Origin of the sequence: Streptomyces sp. NBC_01716, assembly GCF_036248275.1 — a bacterium.
In the GTDB taxonomy this organism is placed as follows: domain Bacteria; phylum Actinomycetota; class Actinomycetes; order Streptomycetales; family Streptomycetaceae; genus Streptomyces.
On the sequence record NZ_CP109181.1, the window covers coordinates 5,727,205 to 5,745,464 of the forward strand.

General features: G+C 69.7%; 14 protein-coding genes and 1 pseudogene. 6 read left to right on the top strand and 9 right to left on the bottom strand.

Annotation, left to right across the window (positions count from 1 at the left end):
- Window positions 1-25: 25 nt before the first annotated feature.
- From OIE74_RS25320 to OIE74_RS25330, 3 genes and pseudogenes are all read left to right on the top strand, one after another.
- On the top strand, window positions 26-1,714 hold the full coding sequence (locus OIE74_RS25320) for a beta-N-acetylhexosaminidase (protein ID WP_443076225.1): 1,689 nt from the start codon (window positions 26-28) through the stop codon (window positions 1,712-1,714).
- Window positions 1,715-1,724: 10 nt separating this feature from the next.
- Entirely contained in the window at window positions 1,725-2,024 is a 300-nt protein-coding gene (locus OIE74_RS25325; RefSeq protein WP_329387396.1) for a hypothetical protein, read from the top strand.
- A gap of 237 nt (window positions 2,025-2,261) precedes the next feature.
- A pseudogene (locus OIE74_RS25330) lies at window positions 2,262-3,122 on the top strand (IS5 family transposase).
- Between the two features lie 410 nt (window positions 3,123-3,532).
- Here OIE74_RS25330 and OIE74_RS25335 read toward each other — a convergent pair.
- The 3 genes from OIE74_RS25335 to OIE74_RS25345 all read right to left on the bottom strand — a co-directional run bounded on the left by OIE74_RS25335 (window position 3,533) and on the right by OIE74_RS25345 (window position 7,905).
- Window positions 3,533-4,195: a response regulator transcription factor gene (locus OIE74_RS25335; protein WP_329387398.1), complete on the bottom strand. Its 663-nt coding sequence runs from the start codon at window positions 4,193-4,195 to the stop codon at window positions 3,533-3,535.
- A complete protein-coding gene (locus OIE74_RS25340) occupies window positions 4,119-5,357 on the bottom strand; it encodes a sensor histidine kinase (RefSeq protein ID WP_329387400.1) in 1,239 nt (412 codons plus the stop codon). Before OIE74_RS25340 ends, OIE74_RS25335 begins: the two co-directional genes overlap by 77 nt.
- Before the next feature lie 337 nt (window positions 5,358-5,694).
- A complete protein-coding gene (locus OIE74_RS25345) occupies window positions 5,695-7,905 on the bottom strand; it encodes an MMPL family transporter (RefSeq protein ID WP_329387402.1) in 2,211 nt (736 codons plus the stop codon).
- Between the two features lie 458 nt (window positions 7,906-8,363).
- On the opposite strand from OIE74_RS25345, the gene OIE74_RS25350 reads away from it, so the two are divergent.
- On the top strand, window positions 8,364-9,089 hold the full coding sequence (locus OIE74_RS25350; RefSeq protein WP_329387405.1) for a lysophospholipid acyltransferase family protein: 726 nt from the start codon (window positions 8,364-8,366) through the stop codon (window positions 9,087-9,089).
- Here OIE74_RS25350 and OIE74_RS25355 read toward each other — a convergent pair.
- From OIE74_RS25355 to OIE74_RS25375, 5 genes are all read right to left on the bottom strand, one after another.
- Window positions 9,014-10,045 (bottom strand): ABC transporter substrate-binding protein, encoded by a 1,032-nt coding sequence (locus OIE74_RS25355; protein WP_329387407.1) that lies wholly within the window; start codon window positions 10,043-10,045, stop codon window positions 9,014-9,016. The genes OIE74_RS25350 and OIE74_RS25355 overlap by 76 nt on opposite strands.
- Window positions 10,046-10,295: 250 nt before the next feature.
- A complete protein-coding gene (locus tag OIE74_RS25360; protein ID WP_329387408.1) occupies window positions 10,296-11,450 on the bottom strand; it encodes an acyl-CoA dehydrogenase family protein in 1,155 nt (384 codons plus the stop codon).
- Window positions 11,451-11,452: 2 nt separating this feature from the next.
- A complete protein-coding gene (locus tag OIE74_RS25365; protein ID WP_329387410.1) occupies window positions 11,453-12,388 on the bottom strand; it encodes a hydroxymethylglutaryl-CoA lyase in 936 nt (311 codons plus the stop codon).
- The gene (locus tag OIE74_RS25370; protein WP_329392437.1) at window positions 12,385-14,379 is read right to left on the bottom strand and encodes an acetyl/propionyl/methylcrotonyl-CoA carboxylase subunit alpha; all 1,995 of its coding nucleotides are present in this window, start codon (window positions 14,377-14,379) and stop codon (window positions 12,385-12,387) included. Before OIE74_RS25370 ends, OIE74_RS25365 begins: the two co-directional genes overlap by 4 nt.
- A gap of 88 nt (window positions 14,380-14,467) precedes the next feature.
- Complete coding sequence (locus OIE74_RS25375; protein WP_329387412.1) at window positions 14,468-16,099, bottom strand: carboxyl transferase domain-containing protein; 1,632 nt, start codon at window positions 16,097-16,099, stop codon at window positions 14,468-14,470.
- Between the two features lie 87 nt (window positions 16,100-16,186).
- On the opposite strand from OIE74_RS25375, the gene OIE74_RS25380 reads away from it, so the two are divergent.
- Entirely contained in the window at window positions 16,187-16,804 is a 618-nt protein-coding gene (locus OIE74_RS25380) for an SACE_7040 family transcriptional regulator (RefSeq protein WP_329387414.1), read from the top strand.
- A gap of 8 nt (window positions 16,805-16,812) precedes the next feature.
- Here the strand turns inward: OIE74_RS25380 and OIE74_RS25385 are convergent, their stop codons facing one another.
- Entirely contained in the window at window positions 16,813-17,298 is a 486-nt protein-coding gene (locus OIE74_RS25385; RefSeq protein ID WP_329387417.1) for a peroxiredoxin, read from the bottom strand.
- 101 nt (window positions 17,299-17,399) lie between these two features.
- Between OIE74_RS25385 and OIE74_RS25390 the strand changes: the two genes are divergently transcribed.
- Window positions 17,400-18,188 (top strand): phosphatase, encoded by a 789-nt coding sequence (locus OIE74_RS25390; RefSeq protein WP_329387419.1) that lies wholly within the window; start codon window positions 17,400-17,402, stop codon window positions 18,186-18,188.
- Window positions 18,189-18,260 lie beyond the last annotated feature (72 nt).

Consider the following 18,260-nt stretch of genomic DNA (forward strand, 5'->3'; position numbering starts at 1 on the left):
TGACCTCCGTCGAAGGGGCACGTCTGTGAGACAGCACGGAACATCCCCCACCTCCCCCCGACTCCACTCCCGCCGATCCGCGTCCGTGCGGCTGGCCGGCCCGCTGCTCGTCGGTGTCGCCCTGTTCTCGTGCGTGGCCGCGTCCGGGGCCGTCGCGGCTCCCGTCGCGCCATCCGTCGCCGCGTCCAGTGTCACGCCGCTCGGCGACATCGTCCCGGCGCCCGCCTCGGTGCGGCCGGGCGGCGCGCCGTACTCCCTCACCTCCTCGACCCGGATCCGGGTGGACGAGGACTCCCACGAGGCACGGCGCGTCGGCACCTATCTCGCGGGGCTGCTGCGGCCCTCCACCGGCTACGACCTGCGGATCACCGACGACGACCGGGGCCGGGGCCGGGGCGACGACGGGATCCGGCTGCGGCTGACGTCCGGTGACCGGGATCGGGCGCTCGGCGACGAGGGCTACCGTCTGGAGTCCGACCGTGCCGGCGTCACCCTCACCGCCCGTGAGCCCGCCGGGCTCTTCCACGGCGTCCAGACGCTGCGCCAGCTCCTCCCGGCCTTGGTGGAGAGCCGCACCAGGCAGCCCGGCCCCTGGAAGGTCGCGGGCGGCACCATCACCGACACACCGCGCTACGCCTACCGGGGCGCGATGCTCGACGTCTCACGGCACTTCTTCACCGTCGGGCAAGTCAAGTGCTACATCGACCAGTTGGCCCTCTACAAGATCAACACCCTGCATCTGCACCTCTCCGACGACCAAGGCTGGCGCATCGCGATCGACTCCTGGCCCCGGCTCGCGGCGTACGGCGGCTCGACCCAGGTCGGCGGCGGCCCCGGCGGGTACTACACCAAGGCCCAGTACCGCGAACTGGTGCGTTACGCCGCCTCGCGCCATCTCGAAGTCGTCCCGGAGATCGACATGCCGGGCCACACGAACGCGGCGCTCGCCTCGTACGCCGACCTGAACTGCGACGGCGTCGCGCCGCCGCTCTACACCGGCACGGCCGTCGGCTTCAGCTCGCTGTGCGCGACGAAGGAGATCACGTACGACTTCGTGGACGACGTGGTGCGTGAGCTGGCCGCCCTGACGCCCGGCAGATATCTGCACATCGGCGGCGACGAGGCGCACTCCACCAGCCATGCGGACTATGTGGAGTTCATGCGGCGGACGCAGGCGGCCGTGGCCAAGTACGGGAAGACCGTGGTGGGTTGGCACCAGCTGACCGGCGCGGACCCGGTGAAGGGCGCAGTCGCGCAGTACTGGGGCTACGACGCCACGGGCGCCGCCGAGCGCGCCCAGGTCGCCGAGGCGACGAAGACGGGCACGAAGCTGATCCTCTCCCCGGCCGACCGGGTCTATCTCGACATGAAGTACGACCGGAACACCGACCTGGGCCTGACCTGGGCCGGTCTGGTCGAGGTTGACCGCTCGTACGACTGGGACCCGGCGGCCTATCTCGCGGACGCGGGTGCCGCCCCGGAGGCGGTGCTGGGCGTCGAGGCGCCGCTCTGGTCGGAGACGCTGTCGACCAGCGACCACATCGAGAGGATGGCGTTCCCGAGGCTGCCGGGAGTCGCGGAGATCGGCTGGTCCCCGCAGTCGGCGCGGGACTGGGACACGTACAGGGAACGCCTGGCGGCCCAGGGGCCGAGGCTGACGGCACTGGGTATCGACTACTACCGCTCCCCGGTGGTGCCGTGGTCCGCTCGGTAGGGTGCGGCGCATGTCTGTGAACATTCATCTCGCGCTGCGCGTCGGCACGCTCGAATCCCTCGACGAGGCGGAGGCGGTGAAGGGCGTGCTGGCGGCGGTCCTGACCGAGCACGGGATCCAGAACGAGGTACAGCTCCGGAAGTTCAAGGAGCCGATATCGGTGAAGGTGACAACGGGCAAGTGGCCGTTGAGCGTTCGGGGTTTCGGCGTGTGGAGCACGGCGTTCGAGAAGGACGTCACGGAGGCGGTCCGGAGCGCCGCGCCGTCGGCGGTGGTCGATCTGGACTGGGGCTACCCGGACTACGACTAGGGCGTGTTTGAGAAGTCCCGTCTGGCCCACGACGCCTGGCACGCGCGCTCGCCGCGTTGTCGGAGTCATCCAAGTACGTCCGGTCCATCTACGGGGCTGATCCTCCGCCTTGCGATCGCACGCACCAGACGCCGTGGGCCCCGCCCGATGGGCGGACGACGCTACTTCTCAAACACGCCCTAGGCCCTGTCCGGACCTAGGGCGTGTCTCTTTGATGGGTTGATCAGTTGATCGGATGTGTCTGTCCGGTTAGTGATCACTGATGCGATGTGGGGCCGGATCGAGCCGTTGATGCCGGCCGATCCGGTCCGTGGACGACGGTGGGCGGACCACCGCCGGACGCTGGAAGCCATCGCGTGGAAGTACCGCACCTGCTCGCCCTGGCGCGACCTGCCAGAGGAGTTCGGACCTTTTCAGACCGCTCACAAGCGTCTGATCAGGTGGGCCGTGGACGGTACATGGGAACGGATTCTCGCAGCAGTTCTTGCAGTGGCGGATGCTGATGACGACGTGGGTTGGACCGTCTCGGTGGACTCCACCGTCTGCCGGGCTCACCAGCATTCGGCCGGAGCCAGAAAAAGGGGGGCACCTGGCCGGTCCGAGCCCGAGGACCACGCGCTCGGACGTTCTCGCGGTGGCTTGAGCACGAAGGTCCACCTGGCCAGTGACAGCCAGGCCCGGCCTTTGTCTATCCACGTTACTGCGGGCCAGGCCGGTGACGCGCCGGCCTTCTAGGTGGTCATGGCCGGCATCCGGATCCCGCGGAGCGGACTCGGCAGGCCAAGAACCCGCCCTGCGGTCGTCCTGGCGGATCGCGCCTACTCTTCCCGCGCGATTCGTGGGCACCTCCGTCGACGCGGCATCCGTGCGGTCATCCCGCAGCCCGCCGATCAGATCAGCCACCGCTTGCGGCGTGGCCGGACCGGAGGGCGCCCGCCCGGCTTCGACGCTGAGACGTACAAGGAGCGCAATGCCGTCGAGCGGTGCATTGCCCGACGCAAGCAGTGGCGCGGCCTGGCCATGCGGACGGACAAACTCGCCATCGCCTACCAGGCCGCACTCCATCTTGCTGCCATCCTCATCTGGGCGCGGCGCTGAGCAGGGCGTCCGAAGAGTTCGTCAGTCCAGCCTATGGACGACGAGCAGGTTCCGCTCTTCGCTAAGGACGCCAGCCAGGGCGTGCCCGTTGTCGGCGTACGGACTTCTCTCCCGGCTGCACGCGGACGAGCGTCCCTCGCTGTTTCAGGTCCGGGTTCGTCCTCCGCAGTGTCAGCTCAAGGACTCACGCGCGCGGGTTCGCGGAGGTGCGGAAGCGCGGAACCAGCACGTCCTGCGTAAGTTCGTGGCAGTTGGGCGAGCGGGTTCAAACGGGTTGGAGCCGGCTTCCTGCTTGTTCTCACCTGGGTTGATCTGCCGTGTCGCTGTCACTGGCACAGGTCGGTCAGCGTCTTCAGGTCGACGGCGATTCCGTTGCCGAGTCGACCGGTCGTGGCCTCCGCCCGCAGGGGTCAGGCTTGCACGAGGCCGCTCTGGTACGCGATCACGACGAGTTGTGCGCGGTCGCGGGCGTGGAGCTTCGTCATGGCGCGGTGGATGTGACTGCGGATGGTAAGGGGGCTGACGACGAGTTCTTCGGCGATCTCGGTGTTGGACATTCCGTGGGCAGCCAGGGCCATCACTTCGCGTTCGCGGGCGGTGAGGTCATTGAGACGCTCTGGGGATGCCAGCTGGGCTTCAGGTTCGGGCGCGGCCAGGAAGCGGGTGATGAGTGCCCGGGTTGCGAGGGGGGAAAGTAGTGATTCGCCTGCGGCCACGGTGCGAATGCCGGTCAGGAGCACGTCGGTGCTGACGTCCTTGCCCAGAAAGCCGCTCGCTCCGGCACGGAGGGCCTTGGCAACGTATTCATCGTTTTCGAACGTGGTGAGGATGAGGACACGGGTGTCCGCCAAGTCGGGATCGGAGCAGATGGTGACGGTTGCGGCCAGGCCGTCGGTTCCGGGCATACGGATGTCCATGAGGACGACGTCGGGGTGGTGGGCGCGTGCGAGGTCAACCGCTTCGCTTCCGTCGACGGCCTCACCGACCACGGTCATGTCAGGGGTGGTGTCGATGAGGATACGGAAGGTGGCCCGAAGGAGGGCCTGGTCGTCGGCGAGCAGGACGGTGGTCATGTCGTTCGGCTTCCTTCTGGCTGTCGGTGGTGTGGTGTGGTGGCAGGGGCAGAGTGCACGTCACTTCGAAGCCGCCTTCTGGGCGGGGTCCTGCATGCAGCGTTCCGCCGGCGGAGTGGGCGCGCTCTTGCATGCCAATGAGTCCGAAGCCGCGACCGGAGGGAGGCGCGACCGAAACGCTGACGCCGTCGTTGCTGATTGTCAGCGTCAGCCGGTCCGCTGAGTAGACGAGGCGGACGTGGGCTGTCGTGGTGGCGGCGTGTTTGGTGACGTTGGTCAGGGCTTCCTGCACGATTCGGTACGCGCTCAGGTCCGCTCCGGGTGGTAGCGGTCTGGCCTCGCCTTCGATCTCGATCCGGACGGTGAGACCAGCTGTGGCGAACGCTGCCATCAGTTCTTCGAGTTGATCCAGCCCGGGGGCAGGTCCCAAGGGTTCGGATTCGTTGTCCTGGCGCAAGAGCCCGACGGTTGCCTTCATCTCACGCAGAGCTGACGCGGTGGTCTCCTTCAGGCTGTCGAGCATTGCACCTGCCTGATCAGAATGGACGCGCACCAGGTGCGCGGCGGTGCCGGCCTGGGCGTTGGCCAGGGCCAGATGGTGGGCGACCACATCATGCAATTCGCGGGCGATCCGTATGCGTTCTTGAGCGACTCTGCGACGGGCTTCTTCTTCGCGTGTCTGTTCTGCGTCTTCGGCACGGGCACGTACCGCAGCAACGTAGTCGCGGCGGAGCTGCACGGCAGTGCCCAGGACGGCCGGAAGGAAGACCCAGGCGACGGGGTTGAGCGTGGCGAGCAGCAGATTGTGATGGCTCGGGTTGACGACGAGGGCAGTGGCGACCAGGAGCGCGGCGGTGAGGACGGCGCCGATGCGCGTGTTCTTGCGATCGGTGAACAGGCCCAGGGAGTAGAGCGCTGCCATGAGCGGGCCTTGCAGCAAGGGGGTGAGCAGATACCCCAGCGAGGCGTCGACCGCAGCGCACAGTGCGTTGACTGCCACTACCGTGCGGGGGTGGCTGCGGCGCCAGAGGAGGGCGGCGCAGCCGATCGCCGACTGCAGCACCCCGGGCCAGATCGCGAGCTGCTGGTCAAGGACGAAGCTGCTGAATACGGTCCCGGCGACGGAGAATGCCAGCAGCCCCAGGATTAGCGCGATGTCCATCCTGCGGGGGTGCGGTTGCACGCGGTCAGGCCAGGGGGCGCTCATCGGTCTCACTTTCCGTCTGTCGCTGCAACGAACTCGTGGATCATCAAAGCGTGCTGGGCCGTCCGCAGTCTTCGCGGACGGCCCAGCACCCACGGGCCCGAGGTCCTGTCGTGATCCATCGGGCCTCAGCCTCGGACAGGTTCCCTGACCATCCATGTCGACCCTGGGTAACAGCCTGTGCACCTTGCTTGGCATCCATCAAGCCGGCTGCCGAGCCGGTCGTTCTCCCGAGTGCCGCCGGACGGTGGACAGTCATGCCTTGGTGCCGCCAGATCACAGGGCCCAGGGCCGGTCACATACGCACCATTTCCTTGTCGTGCTGCAGCTCGGTGGAGGGTGGTGACTGGAGTGCTTCGCCTTCGACGTCGACGTTGGGCAGTGCCCTGTCGAGCCAGCGGGGCAGCCACCAGGCCCTGTCGCCGAGCAGGGCGAGGACGGCCGGCACGAGGGCCATGCGGACGACGAACGCGTCGAAGAGCACGGCGATCGCGAGGCCGAACCCGATGGTCTTGATCATCGGCTCGGCGGAGGCAATGAATGCGGAGAACACGGCGATCATGATGAGTGCGGCTGCGACGACGACGCGGGAGCTGTGTCGGAATCCGGTGACGACCGCCTGGGCGGGCCGGTCGCCGTGGACGTACGCCTCTCGCATGCGCGCCACGAGGAAGACCTCGTAGTCCATTGCGAGGCCGAAGACGATGCCGACCAGGAAGATCGGCATGAGGCTCATGATCGGACTGGGCTGCTCGACGCCGAGCAGCCCGGCGCCCCAGCCCCACTGGAAGACCGCGACGACCGAGCCGAGGGCCGCCAGGACCGACAGCAGGAAGCCGAGGGCCGCCTTGATGGGGACCAGTACGGACCTGAAGACGACCAGCAGGAGAACGAAGGCCAAGCCCACAATGACTGCCAGGTACGGCACCAGGGCGTTCTGCAGCGCCTGGGCGACGTCGATGTTCATCGCCGTACTGCCCGTCACCTCGAATGTGGTGCCCGTGGACGACTCGGTCGCGGCCCGATCAGCGCGGATGGTGTGAATGAGTTCCTTGGTGGTCTCGTCGGTCGGTCCGGTAGTCGGTACGGCTGAGAACATCGCGGTATCGCCCGCAGGGTTGAACTTGGCCGGTGAGACGGAGACGACTCCGTCGGTGGCGTCGATCTCCTTGACGATGGTCTCGACCGCGGACTTCGGCTCGGCAGCACCCTTGGCATCCACCACGATGGTCAGCGGACCGTTGAAGCCGGCACCGAAGCCGTCGGCGAGCGCGTCATAGGCGCGGCGTTCGGTGGTCGAGGTGGGCTTGGACTCCTCGCCCGGCATGCCCATCTGAAGATCTGTCACCGGCAGCGCGAGGACTCCCAGACCGGCGACACCGGCGAGGAGGACCGGAACCGGGCGGCGCAGTATGAATCGCGCCCAGCGGGTCCCGCCATTGGTCTGCGGAGTGCCGTCGTGCTGCTGGCCGCTGCGGTTGTGCTTGCGTGTCTTGCGCGAGAGGACGGCGTTCGGCCAGAAGCCGAGCAGCGCCGGGACAAGGGTGAGCGCGATGAGGACGGCGATCACGACGGCACCGGCCGCGGCAAGGCCCATCTTGCTCAGCATCGGAACACCGACCACAGTGAGGCCGGCAAGCGCGATGACCACCGTGAGCCCGGCGAAGACGACCGCTGAACCGGCGGTCCCCGCCGCGAGACCAGCTGCCTCCTGGGGGGCACGTCCCTTGGCGCGCTCCTCGCGGTAGCGCGAGACGACGAACAGTGCGTAGTCGATCCCCACGGCGAGGCCGAGCATGCTGGCCAGCGTGCCGGTCGTTATCGACAGACCAAAAGTGCTGCCCAGAGCCAGGATCGAGGCCATGCTGATGCCGACCCCGATGATCGCGGTGAGCAACGGCAGACCGACGGCTGCCAGTGAACCGAACGTGATCAGCAGCACGACCGCCGCAAGGGCGATACCCATGCCCTCGGCCCCGCCGCCCGCCGCCGGCTGCGTCGCCAGTGCGGTTCCACCCACCTCGACGGTCAGGCCGTGCTTCTGAGCGACATCGATCGCGCTTTCCAGCGACTTCTTGGTGGCGTCGGTGAGGTCGTCGGCCGCCACCTTGTAGGTGACGGTCGCGTACGCCGTCTCGGCATCCTTGCTCACGGCCTTCGCCTGGAACGGGCTCACCACGGAGCCGGTCTGGGCACCGCCGCCGATCTCGTCGACGAGATCGTCGATGACTGCCCGATTGCCAGGTGCGGTGATCTTCTGACCGTCAGGGGCGACGAAAACGATCCGGGCGTCAGCCCCGCCGGAATGTGCCCAAGGGAAGCGCTCCTCCATCAGATCGAATGCCTTCTGCGCCTCGATCCCGGGCATGAAGGAGCCGTCTTCCTTGGCTGCGGGCGCCGTAGCGGCACCGGCACCGACGGCGACGAGGACGGCCACCCACACAAGTAGGACGGACCAGCGCCGTTGGAAGGCCGTACGGCCAAGGCGATAGAGGAATGTAGCCACGAGTCGGGAGTCTCCATTTCTGGTCTTGGGTAGGACTCAAGGCTGGCTGACCGGCCCTCATCGCGGCATCGTGCGTCTGCTGCCACTTCGGCCTGGTGAAATCGCACGAGGTGCACCCGCTCATGCCCTCCTCAGGTATGACACCCACCACCGGAACGCAGCCAGATCGCCGAGGACCACCTCCCCGGAGAAGCACACTCCGTCGCCGCCGTAGGGCGCAGCGTGCCTCTGAGCGATAGCGCACGCCGCAGACGAACGGCGAGACCAATAACGCTGAGCGAGCCGCAGCCTCGGCGGACTCCCTCCGCGCCGATGACCTCCATCGCTGACCACAAACGGTCAAAGAGACAGGCCCTAGGGCGTCCCGGGCCGGCGGTTGAGTACCGGTACTCACGCCGCCGTACGCGGAGTTGGCGAGCATGGGAGGCATCGTCCGCCGTCCACACCGGAGGCTTCTCATGCTCAGCCGTACTGCCGCCGCACTGGTGCCGTTCTTCGGGCGTCTCACGGTCACGGTGGACGCCGAGGGGGAGTTGGCGCCCGGCAGCATCGTCGCCGCGAACCACACCTCGCTCAGCGATCCGGCGATCGTGCTCGCCGCGCTGCGTCAACTGGGTGTCGAGCCCGTCGTGATGGCGGCGGCGGGGCTGTGGCGCGTACCGCTCCTCGGGCGCGCGCTCGTGCGTGGCGGGCATGTCCCCGTCCGGCGCGCCGACCCACGGGCCGCCGGCTGCCTCGATGACGCGGCGGCGGCGCTCGCGCGTGGCCGGCTCGTCCTCATCTACGGCGAGGGCGGCATCCCGGAGGGCGGGGACGCCACCGAGCAGCCGCCCCGCCCGTTCCGTACGGGCCTGGCCCGGCTCGCCGCCGCCACCGGCGCGCCCGTGGTCCCCCTCGGACAGAGCGGCGCCCGGCGCGTCACCTCGGGCGGTGCCTTAAGGCAGTTCGCGGGCCTGGCGACCGCGCCCCTGCGCCGCCCTGACCTGCGGGTGCACATCGGCGCCCCGGTGCGGCTGACCGGTGATCCGGCGACCGCCACCGCGCAGGCACGTCACGCGGTGACCGACGCGTGGCGGACCGCCGCGCACCCGCACGGCGTACCGGCCGATCAGGCGGCCTTCCCGGCCTTCTCGATGGCGGCGGCGAGATCTTCGAGGATCGGCGCGCACTTGTCGTACGAGTAGATGGGCTCCGAGACGCGCGGAACGACCTGGCCCGCCTTGACCGCGGGCAGCCGCGCCCAAGTCGGCTTCGATGCCAGGGCGTCGGGCTGGAGGGCGGAGGAACGGTTGTCCATCATGATGATGTCGGCCGGGTACTTGTCGACGTTCTCCCAGCTCAGCTCCTCGAAGAAGCCCTGCGCGTTCACCTTCGGCTCCACGAACCGCACCCCGAGCTCCTGGAAGTAGAGGGTGTCGGCGGACATCTTGGCGAGCGAGACGTAGAACAGGTCCTGGCTCGCCGAGCCGGCCATCACCCTGATCTCCGGCCGGGACTTCGCAGCAGCCCGCAGCCGGCCCGCCGCCTTCTCGAATCTGGCCTTCGCGTCGGTGACCTTCTTGGCCTTCAGATCCGCACCCAGGGACTCGGCGAGGTCCGCGTGGCGCTGGATCGCCTTGGGGACGGTGGTCTCCGCGGCCAGGAGCGCCACGCTGGGGGCCAGCTTGAGGATCTTGTCCGTGGACTGCTCGGGGACGTACCAGAGTTCACCCTTGACCCACTGGGCGGTGACGAGCAGCTCCGGGGCGAGCGCCGCGTACTTCTCGACGTTGAACTCGCCCCAGACGTTGCCGAGTATCTCGACCTTGGTGACATCGAGGTCACCCGCCTGGATGTCCGGCTTGCCGTCCTTGGTGGTGGTCGGTCCGAAGACGCCCTTGACCTCGATCCCGTAGTCGTGGAGCGCGGCGGCGGTGCCGGTGAAGGCGACGATGCTCTTGGGGACGCTGTCCGCCTCGGCCGTCTCGCCGCGGTCGTCCTTGAAGGACCAGGGGCCCGCCTTCGCGTCGCCGGCCGCGTCCGATTCCCCCTTGTCGTCGTCGCTGTTCCCGCACGCGGCGAGCGCGACTCCGAGGCCGACGGCACCGCCCGCGGCGAGGAGCCCGCGGCGGCTGAGGGGCGAATGGAGTGCGTTGGGCATGTCGATGTCCGCTTTCGTACGCGCCGGAGACCGGCCGGTGGGCAGTTCAGGTAGGTTAGCCTAACCTTCCTTGCCTGTGTGTACTGGGGCGCCGGTGAGGGATGGTGGGTGTCGATTCCGTCCGCGCATGACCCCGGAGCGGCACCCGGCAACCACCGCGACCACTGAGCCCGTCCGGTGATTGAGGACGGACCGGTCAGCACGAGGGCCAGGTCGTACGAACCCGGCAACCACCGCACCCGCCGGGGGGCTACAGTCCCAACTCCCGGGCGATCAGCATGCGCTGGACCTCGCTCGTGCCCTCGCCGATCTCCAGGATCTTGGAGTCGCGCCACATGCGGGCGACCGGATACTCGTTCATGAAGCCGTAGCCGCCGTGGATCTGGGTGGCCTCGCGGGCGTTGTCCACGGCCACCGTCGAGGAGTAGAGCTTCGCCAGCGCGGCCTCCTTCTTGAAGGGCTCGCCGTGGACCAGGCGGGAGGCCGCGTCGCGCCAGCCGAGACGGGCCATGTGCGCCCGCATCTCCATGTCGGCGATCTTGAACTGGATCGCCTGGTTCGCCCCGATCGGCCGGCCGAAGGCGTGGCGCTCCTTCGCGTACTTCACCGACTCGTCCACACAGCCCTGCGCCAGCCCGGTCGCCAGCGCGGAGATCGCGATGCGGCCCTCGTCCAGGATGCGGAGGAACTGGGCGTACCCGCGGCCCTCCGTGCCGACCAGATTCGCCAGCGGCACCCGGACGTCGGAGAAGGACAGCTCGCGGGTGTCCGACGCGTTCCAGCCGACCTTCGAGTACGGGGCCGCGACCGTGAAGCCCGGGGTGCCGGAGGGGACGATGATCGAGGAGATCTCCGGGCGGCCCTCCTCGGTGCGGCCGGTGACCGCCGTGACCGTGACCAGACCGGTGATGTCCGTACCCGAGTTGGTGATGAAGCACTTCGAGCCGTTGATGACCCACTCGTCGCCGTCCCGCACGGCCGTGGTGCGCGTGCCGCCCGCGTCCGAGCCGGCCTCGGGCTCGGTCAGACCGAAGGCACCGAGGATCTCGCCGGAGCACAGGCGCGGCAGCCACTCCCGCTTCTGCTCCTGCGTACCGAAGAGATGCAGCGGCATCGCGCCGAGCGAGACGCCCGCTTCGAGGGTGATGGCCACGGACGAGTCGACGCGGGCCAGCTCCTCCAGAGCGATGCCGAGCGCCATGTAGTCGCCGCCCATACCGCCGTACTCCTCCGGGAAGGGCAGGCCGAACAGGCCCATCCGGCCCATCTCGCGCACGATCTCGTAGGGGAACTCGTGCCGCTCGTAGAAGTCGCCGATCTTGGGCGCGACGACGTCCTGCGCGAACGCCTCGACGGTACGGCGCAGTTCCTCGTGCTCGTCGGAGAGCCGGTGGTCCAGGGGCATGGCTAGGACTCCTTGTGGGAGAGGGCGCTTACGGTGCGCGAGGGGCTGGGGCGTCCCAATTGTTCGGCCATCCACACGCTGGTGGCGGTGAGCAGGCCGAGATCCACCCCGGTGGAGATACCGAGGCCTTGCAGCATCCACAGGAGGTCTTCGGTGGCGAGATTCCCCGTGGCGCTCTTGGCGAACGGGCAGCCGCCGAGGCCGCCCGCCGACGCGTCGACGGTGGTCACCCCGTGCTGGAGCGCGGCGAAGGTGTTGGCGAGCGCCTGGCCGTACGTGTCGTGGAAGTGCACCCCGATCCTGGAGACGTGCACGCCCTCCTCGATGAGCGTGGCGAGCAGGCTCTGCACATGGCCGGGGGTGGCCACGCCGATCGTGTCGCCGAGGCTCACCTCGTCGCAGCCCATGTCGACAAGGGCCCGGACGACCCGGGCGACCTGGTCGACGGGGACAGGCCCCTCCCACGGGTCGCCGAAGCACATCGACAAGTAACCCCGGACATGGAGCCGCTCGTCGCGGGCGCGGGCGACGACCGGCTCGAACATGGCGAGGGACTCGTCAAGGGACCGGTTCAGATTGGCCTTGGCGAAGGACTCGGTCGCGCTGGCGAAGACGGCCACCTGACGGACACCGAGGGCGAGCGCCCGGTCCAGTCCGCGGGCGTTCGGTACGAGGACGGGCAGCCGGACGCTCTCCAGGTCCCGCACCATCGGGAACAGCCGCTCGGCGTCGGCCAGTTGGGGCACCCACTTGGGGTGGACGAAGCTCGTCGCCTCGATGGTGGTGAGCCCGGCGGCGGCGAGGCGGTGGATGAACTCCGCCTTGATCTCGGTCGGGACGATCGTCGACTCGTTCTGGAGGCCGTCGCGCGCGCCGACCTCGTGGATCCGGATCCGGGTCGGCAGACCCTCGTCCATGACCGTCATCGGGAGTGTCATTTCTCCTCCTCGGCAGTCGCGGGAGCCTCGGTGGTCGTGGCGGGCGCGATCGGCGCGACCACGGCCAGCACCTGGTCCATGGCGACGGTGGAGCCCACCGTGACGTCCAGCTCCGTGACCGTGCCCTCGTGCGGGGCCGAGACGACGTGCTCCATCTTCATCGCCTCGACCACCAACAGGCCCTGGCCCGCGACCACTTCGTCCCCGACCGCCACCTTGACGACCGTGACCGTGCCGGGCATGGGGGCGGTGAGCGCGTCGAGCCCTCCCGCGCCCGCGGCGCCGAGCAGGGCCGCCTCGACCGGGTCGTGGTCCTGTACGTGCCAGCTGTCGCCGTCCCTGCCGAGCCAGTCGTCCGCCCGGTGGAACGTGTGCGTCATCCCGCCCACGGTCACGGTGACGCGGCCGGGCTCCACGTGCGACGGGCCGGAGCCGAGCAGCCGGTGAGCAACGGGTTCATGTCCCGCGATACGCAGATGGTGGGTGACCGGCACGGCCATGCCGCCCATCCGCCAGCCGTTCGGTACGGAGAAGGGGTCGGTCCAGCCGGAGCCCGGGGTGCTCGCGGGCGCGGGGGCCAGCTCCGACTCCCGTACCGCCGCCGCCGCTTCGTACACCTCCACCGGCACCTCCGCCGGCACCAGCGAGTCCGCGTCCCGCTCCACCAGGCCGGTGTCCAGCTCGCCCGCCACCACGGCGGGGTGGGCCAGCAGCCTCCGCAGGAAGCCGGCGTTCGTCGGGACGCCCAGCGTCACCGTCTCCGCCAGCGCCGCCCGCAGCCTGCGCAGCGCCGTCGCGCGGTCGGGCGCGTGCACGATCACCTTCGACAGCATCGGGTCGTACAGGCTCCCGACCTCCGTGCCCTCGCTCAGACCGGAGTCGGTCCGTACGCCGTCACCCGCCGGCTCGCGCAGCGCCAGCACCCGACCGCCCGAGGGAAGGAAGCCGCGCGCGGGGTCCTCCGCGCAGACGCGGGCCTCGATGGCGTGCCCGGTGAGGGTGATGTCCTCCTGGGTGAACGGGAGCCGTTCACCGGCGGCGACACGCAGCTGCCACTCGACCAGGTCCAGGCCGGTGACCAGCTCGGTGACGGGGTGCTCCACCTGGAGGCGGGTGTTCATCTCCATGAAGAAGTACGACCCCGGGTCGTCGCCCGGGACGATGAACTCGACCGTCCCCGCGCCCCGGTAGCCGCAGGAGCGCGCCGCCCGCACGGCGGCCTCGCCCATCTCCTCCCGCGTCTTCTCGTCCAGCAGGACGGACGGCGCCTCCTCGATGATCTTCTGGTGGCGGCGCTGCAACGAGCACTCGCGCTCGCCGAGATGGACCACATTGCCGTGTCCGTCGGCCAGCACCTGGATCTCGATATGGCGTGGCCGGTCGATCCACCGCTCGACCAGAAGCGTGTCGTCGCCGAAGGACGCGCGGGCCTCGCGCCGGGCCGCGGCGATCTCGTCGCGCAGGGCCGACTCCAGCCGCGTGAGCCGCATGCCCTTGCCGCCGCCGCCCGCCGACGGCTTCAGCAGCACCGGCATCCCGATCTCCCTGGCCGCGTCGGCCAGTTGGTCGTCGGTCAGCCCGCTGCCCGACGAACCGGGCACCACCGGCACACCCGCCGCCGCCACGGTCTCCTTGGCGCGGATCTTGTCGCCCATCAGGGAGATGGCGGAGGCAGTCGGCCCGATGAAGACGAGACCGGCGTCCGCGCACGCCTGCGCGAAGGCCGCGTTCTCCGCGAGGAAGCCGTAGCCCGGATGGACCGCCTGGGCGCCCGAGCGGGCCGCGGCCTCCAGCAGGCGCTCGCTCACGAGATAGCTCTCGGAGGCGGGCGCCGGGCCGATCCGGACCGCGGTGTCCGCCTCACGTACATGCCGGGCGTCCGCGTCGGCGTCGCTGAAGACCGCGACGGAACGGATGCCGAGCGCGCGCAGCGTACGGATGACGCGGACCGCGATCTCGCCGCGGTTCGCGACGAGGACCGTGTCGAACATGCCCGCCGGACGCGGAGCACTCGTGTGCGGGGCGGTGCGCGGGAGGGTCGTGTGCGCGGTGGTGGTGTGCAGGGAGGTCATGTGTCACTCACATCCGGAAGACGCCGAAGCCGGGGGCGTTGCTGTCCTTCTGGGGAAGCGGGGCGTTCGCGCAGGCCGTCAGCGCCAGACCCACCACCTGACGGGTCTCCAGCGGATCGATCACCCCGTCGTCCCAGAGCCGCGCCGTGGCGTAGTAGGCGTTGCCCTGGGTCTCGTACTGCGCGCGCACCGGGTCCTTGAACGCCTCTTCCTCCTCGGCCGGCCACTGTTCGCCGCGTCCCTCGATCTGGTCGCGCTTGACCGTCGCGAGCACGGAGGCGGCCTGCTCACCGCCCATCACCGAGATCTTGGCGTTGGGCCACATCCACAGGAAGCGGGGCGAGTAGGCCCGGCCGCACATCGAGTAGTTCCCCGCGCCGTACGAGCCGCCGACCACGACGGTGAGCTTCGGCACGCGCGCGCACGCCACCGCCGTCACCATCTTCGCGCCGTGCTTGGCGATGCCGCCCGCCTCGTACGCCTTGCCGACCATGAACCCCGAGATGTTCTGGAGGAAGAGCAGCGGGATGCCGCGCTGGTCGCACAGCTCGATGAAGTGCGCGCCCTTCTGGGCCGATTCGGAGAACAGGATGCCGTTGTTGGCGACGATCCCCACCGGGTGGCCGTGGATCCTGGCGAAGCCGGTGACCAGGGTCGTACCGAACTCGGACTTGAACTCCGCGAACCGCGAGCCGTCCACGAGCCGCGCGATGACCTCACGCACGTCGTACGGCGTGCGCGAGTCGACCGGCACCGCCCCGTACAGCCCCATGGGGTCGACCTTCGGCTCCTCCACCGGCTCGACCCGCCAGGGCAGCGGGCCGCGCCCGGGGAGCGTCGAGACGATCGTGCGCACGATCCGCAGCGCGTGCGCGTCGTCCTCGGCGAGATGGTCGGTGACCCCCGACGTACGGGAGTGGACCTCGCCGCCGCCCAGCTCCTCCGCGGTGACGACCTCGCCCGTCGCCGCCTTCACCAGGGGCGGGCCGCCCAGGAAGATCGTGCCCTGGTCGCGGACGATCACGGCCTCGTCGCTCATCGCGGGCACATAGGCGCCGCCCGCCGTGCAGGAGCCGAGGACGGCCGCGATCTGCGGGATGCCGGCGCCGGACATCCGCGCCTGGTTGTAGAAGATCCGGCCGAAGTGGTCACGGTCGGGGAAGACCTCGTCCTGCATCGGCAGGAAGGCGCCGCCCGAGTCCACGAGATAGACGCACGGCAGTCTGTTCTCCAGCGCGACCTCCTGGGCGCGCAGATGCTTCTTCACCGTCATCGGGTAATACGTCCCGCCCTTGACCGTGGCGTCGTTGGCGACCACGACCACCTCACGGCCGCTGACCCGGCCGATGCCGGCGATCACCCCGGCCGCGGGCGCCTGTCCGCCGTACATGCCCTCGGCCGCCAGCGGGGCCAGCTCCAGGAAGGGCGAGCCGGGGTCCAGCAGGGTGTCCACCCGGTCCCGGGGCAGCAGCTTCCCGCGCGCCACATGCCGGGCGCGGGACTTCTCGCCGCCGCCCAGGCGGGCCGCGGCGAGCCGGTCGCGCAGGGCGCCGGAGAGCTCCTGATGCGCCGCCTCGTTGGCGCGCCAGGCCTCGGCCGCCGGGTCCGCGGCGCTCGCCAGCACGGGTGCCTGCTGCATCGGTCGAGCTCCCTCGCACGGTTAATAAGCGTTAACGTACCCTCTCAGGTTAACGACCGCTAACCGTCCTGTCTAGAATGGGTTTCCATGAGCACCAGGACCGCGGCCCCGACGCGCCGCGAGCAGATCCTCAGCGAGGCGGCCAGGCTCTTCGCGGAGCGCGGGTTCCACGGCGTGGGCGTCGACGAGATAGGGGCGGCCGTCGGTATCAGCGGGCCGGGTCTGTACCGCCATTTCGCGGGCAAGGACGCCATGCTCGCCGAACTGCTGGTCGGCATCAGCGGCCGGCTGCTGGACGGCGGCAGGAAGCGGGTGGCGGCGACAACCGGCGACCCGGCGGCCGTGCTCGCCTCGCTGATCGACGGCCATATCGACTTCGCCCTCGACGACCGCCCGCTGATCACCCTGCACGACCGCGAACTGGACCGCCTCAGGGACAGCGACCGCAAGCTCGTGCGGCAGCTCCAGCGCCAGTACGTGGAGCTGTGGGTCGGCGTCGTCCGCGAGATCCACGAGGATCTCCCCGAGCCGGTCGCGCGCGGCGCCGTGCACGCCGTCTTCGGCCTGCTGAACTCGACGCCGCATCTGAGCCCCACCGGGCGCGGCACCCCCCGCCGCGCGGTGGCCGAGACGCTCCTGCGCCGTCTGGCGCACGGCGCGTTCGCCGCCCTCGGGGAGGAGGAGGACGGCTCGACGCGTACGTGAAGGCCGACTCAGACCTGGAGGCCGGCCAGCTCCCTGGCCAGCGTCTTCACCGGCTGGAACGTCGCGCCGAACAGCCCCACGTGCTTCCAGTGCAGCGTGCCGTCCGGCGCGATCAGGAAGACCGAGCGGCGCAGCCCGATCCCGGGCGCGGCGATCCCGAACGCCCTCGCCACCGTCCGGTCGGTGTCGGCGAGCAGCGGGATCCGCAGGCGGTGCGTACGGGCGAACCCCTCATGGCTGTCGACGTCCTGCGGGCTGATGCCCCACACCTCCGCCCCCAGCTCGGTGAACGTCTCCAGACCGCTGGAGTACGAGCACATCTGCCTCGTGCAGACGCTGGTGTTGTCACCGGGGTAGAAGGCGAGGACCAGCGGCCGGCCGCGGTGCTCGTCGAGGCGGTACTCCCTCCTTACGAAGGTGTCGTCCCCGTCGAGCACCCCGCCGGGCAGGGCGAAGTTCTCCATGGGACGGCCGAGGCCGGGTGTCGCTGCCACAAGAGGCTCCCTTGCTGATCGCTGTTCACTGTTTCCGGTGCGGTATGTCCAGTCACCGGGACGAGCGGCACCGCGCGTACATCTGACGGCACAATGGGCTCATGCCGATACCCAGCCGCGAAGCTCTCGTCGACCACCTCGTCCGTACGCGTATCGCCGGAGACGTGGCCACGCCCAGGGACAACAACCTCTCCCACTACCGCAAGCTCGCCAACGGCGACCGCCACTTCTGGCTGGGCCTGGAGCTCGGTGACCGCTGGACCGACGAGCAGGACGTGCTGGCCGTGATGGCCGAGCGGTGCGGTGTCAACGACGATCCCGGGCACCGGCACGGCCAGGACACCATCGACCCCGAGCTGACCGTCGACGCCCTGGAGCGGATGGCGGCGCGGCTGCGCAAGGCGGCGGCGGGCCGCGAGAGCGTGCTGTTCGCCACCGGCCACCCCGGCGGGCTGCTCGACGTGCACCGGCAGACGGCGGACGCCCTGCGGCTGGCCGGCTGCGAGATCATCCGGATCCCCGGCGGACTCACGGCCGACGAGGGCATGGTCTTCCAGTTCGCCGGTGTCGCGATGCTGGAGCGCGGCGCCACGCTCTGGCACACCCACTCGCCCGAGCCGATGCGCGCCATCCTGGACGGTCTGGAGCGCGACGGCAGACCGCAGCCGGACCTGGTGCTCGCCGACCACGGCTGGGCGGGCTGTGCGGGGCAGCGGGGGCTCGACTCGATCGGGTACGCGGACTGCAACGACCCGGCGCTGTTCATCGGCGAGGCCGAGGGCACCCTCCAGGTGACGGTCCCGCTGGACGACCACGTGACGGACCCGCGCTTCTACGACCCGATGACGGAGTATCTGCTGAACGAGGCCGGTCTCACCAGCACCGTCTGACCACGAACACCCGCCCCGCGAGGGGCACACGGCATCACAGCGGCCCGGCGCTGAGGACAGGGACAGCGGCCG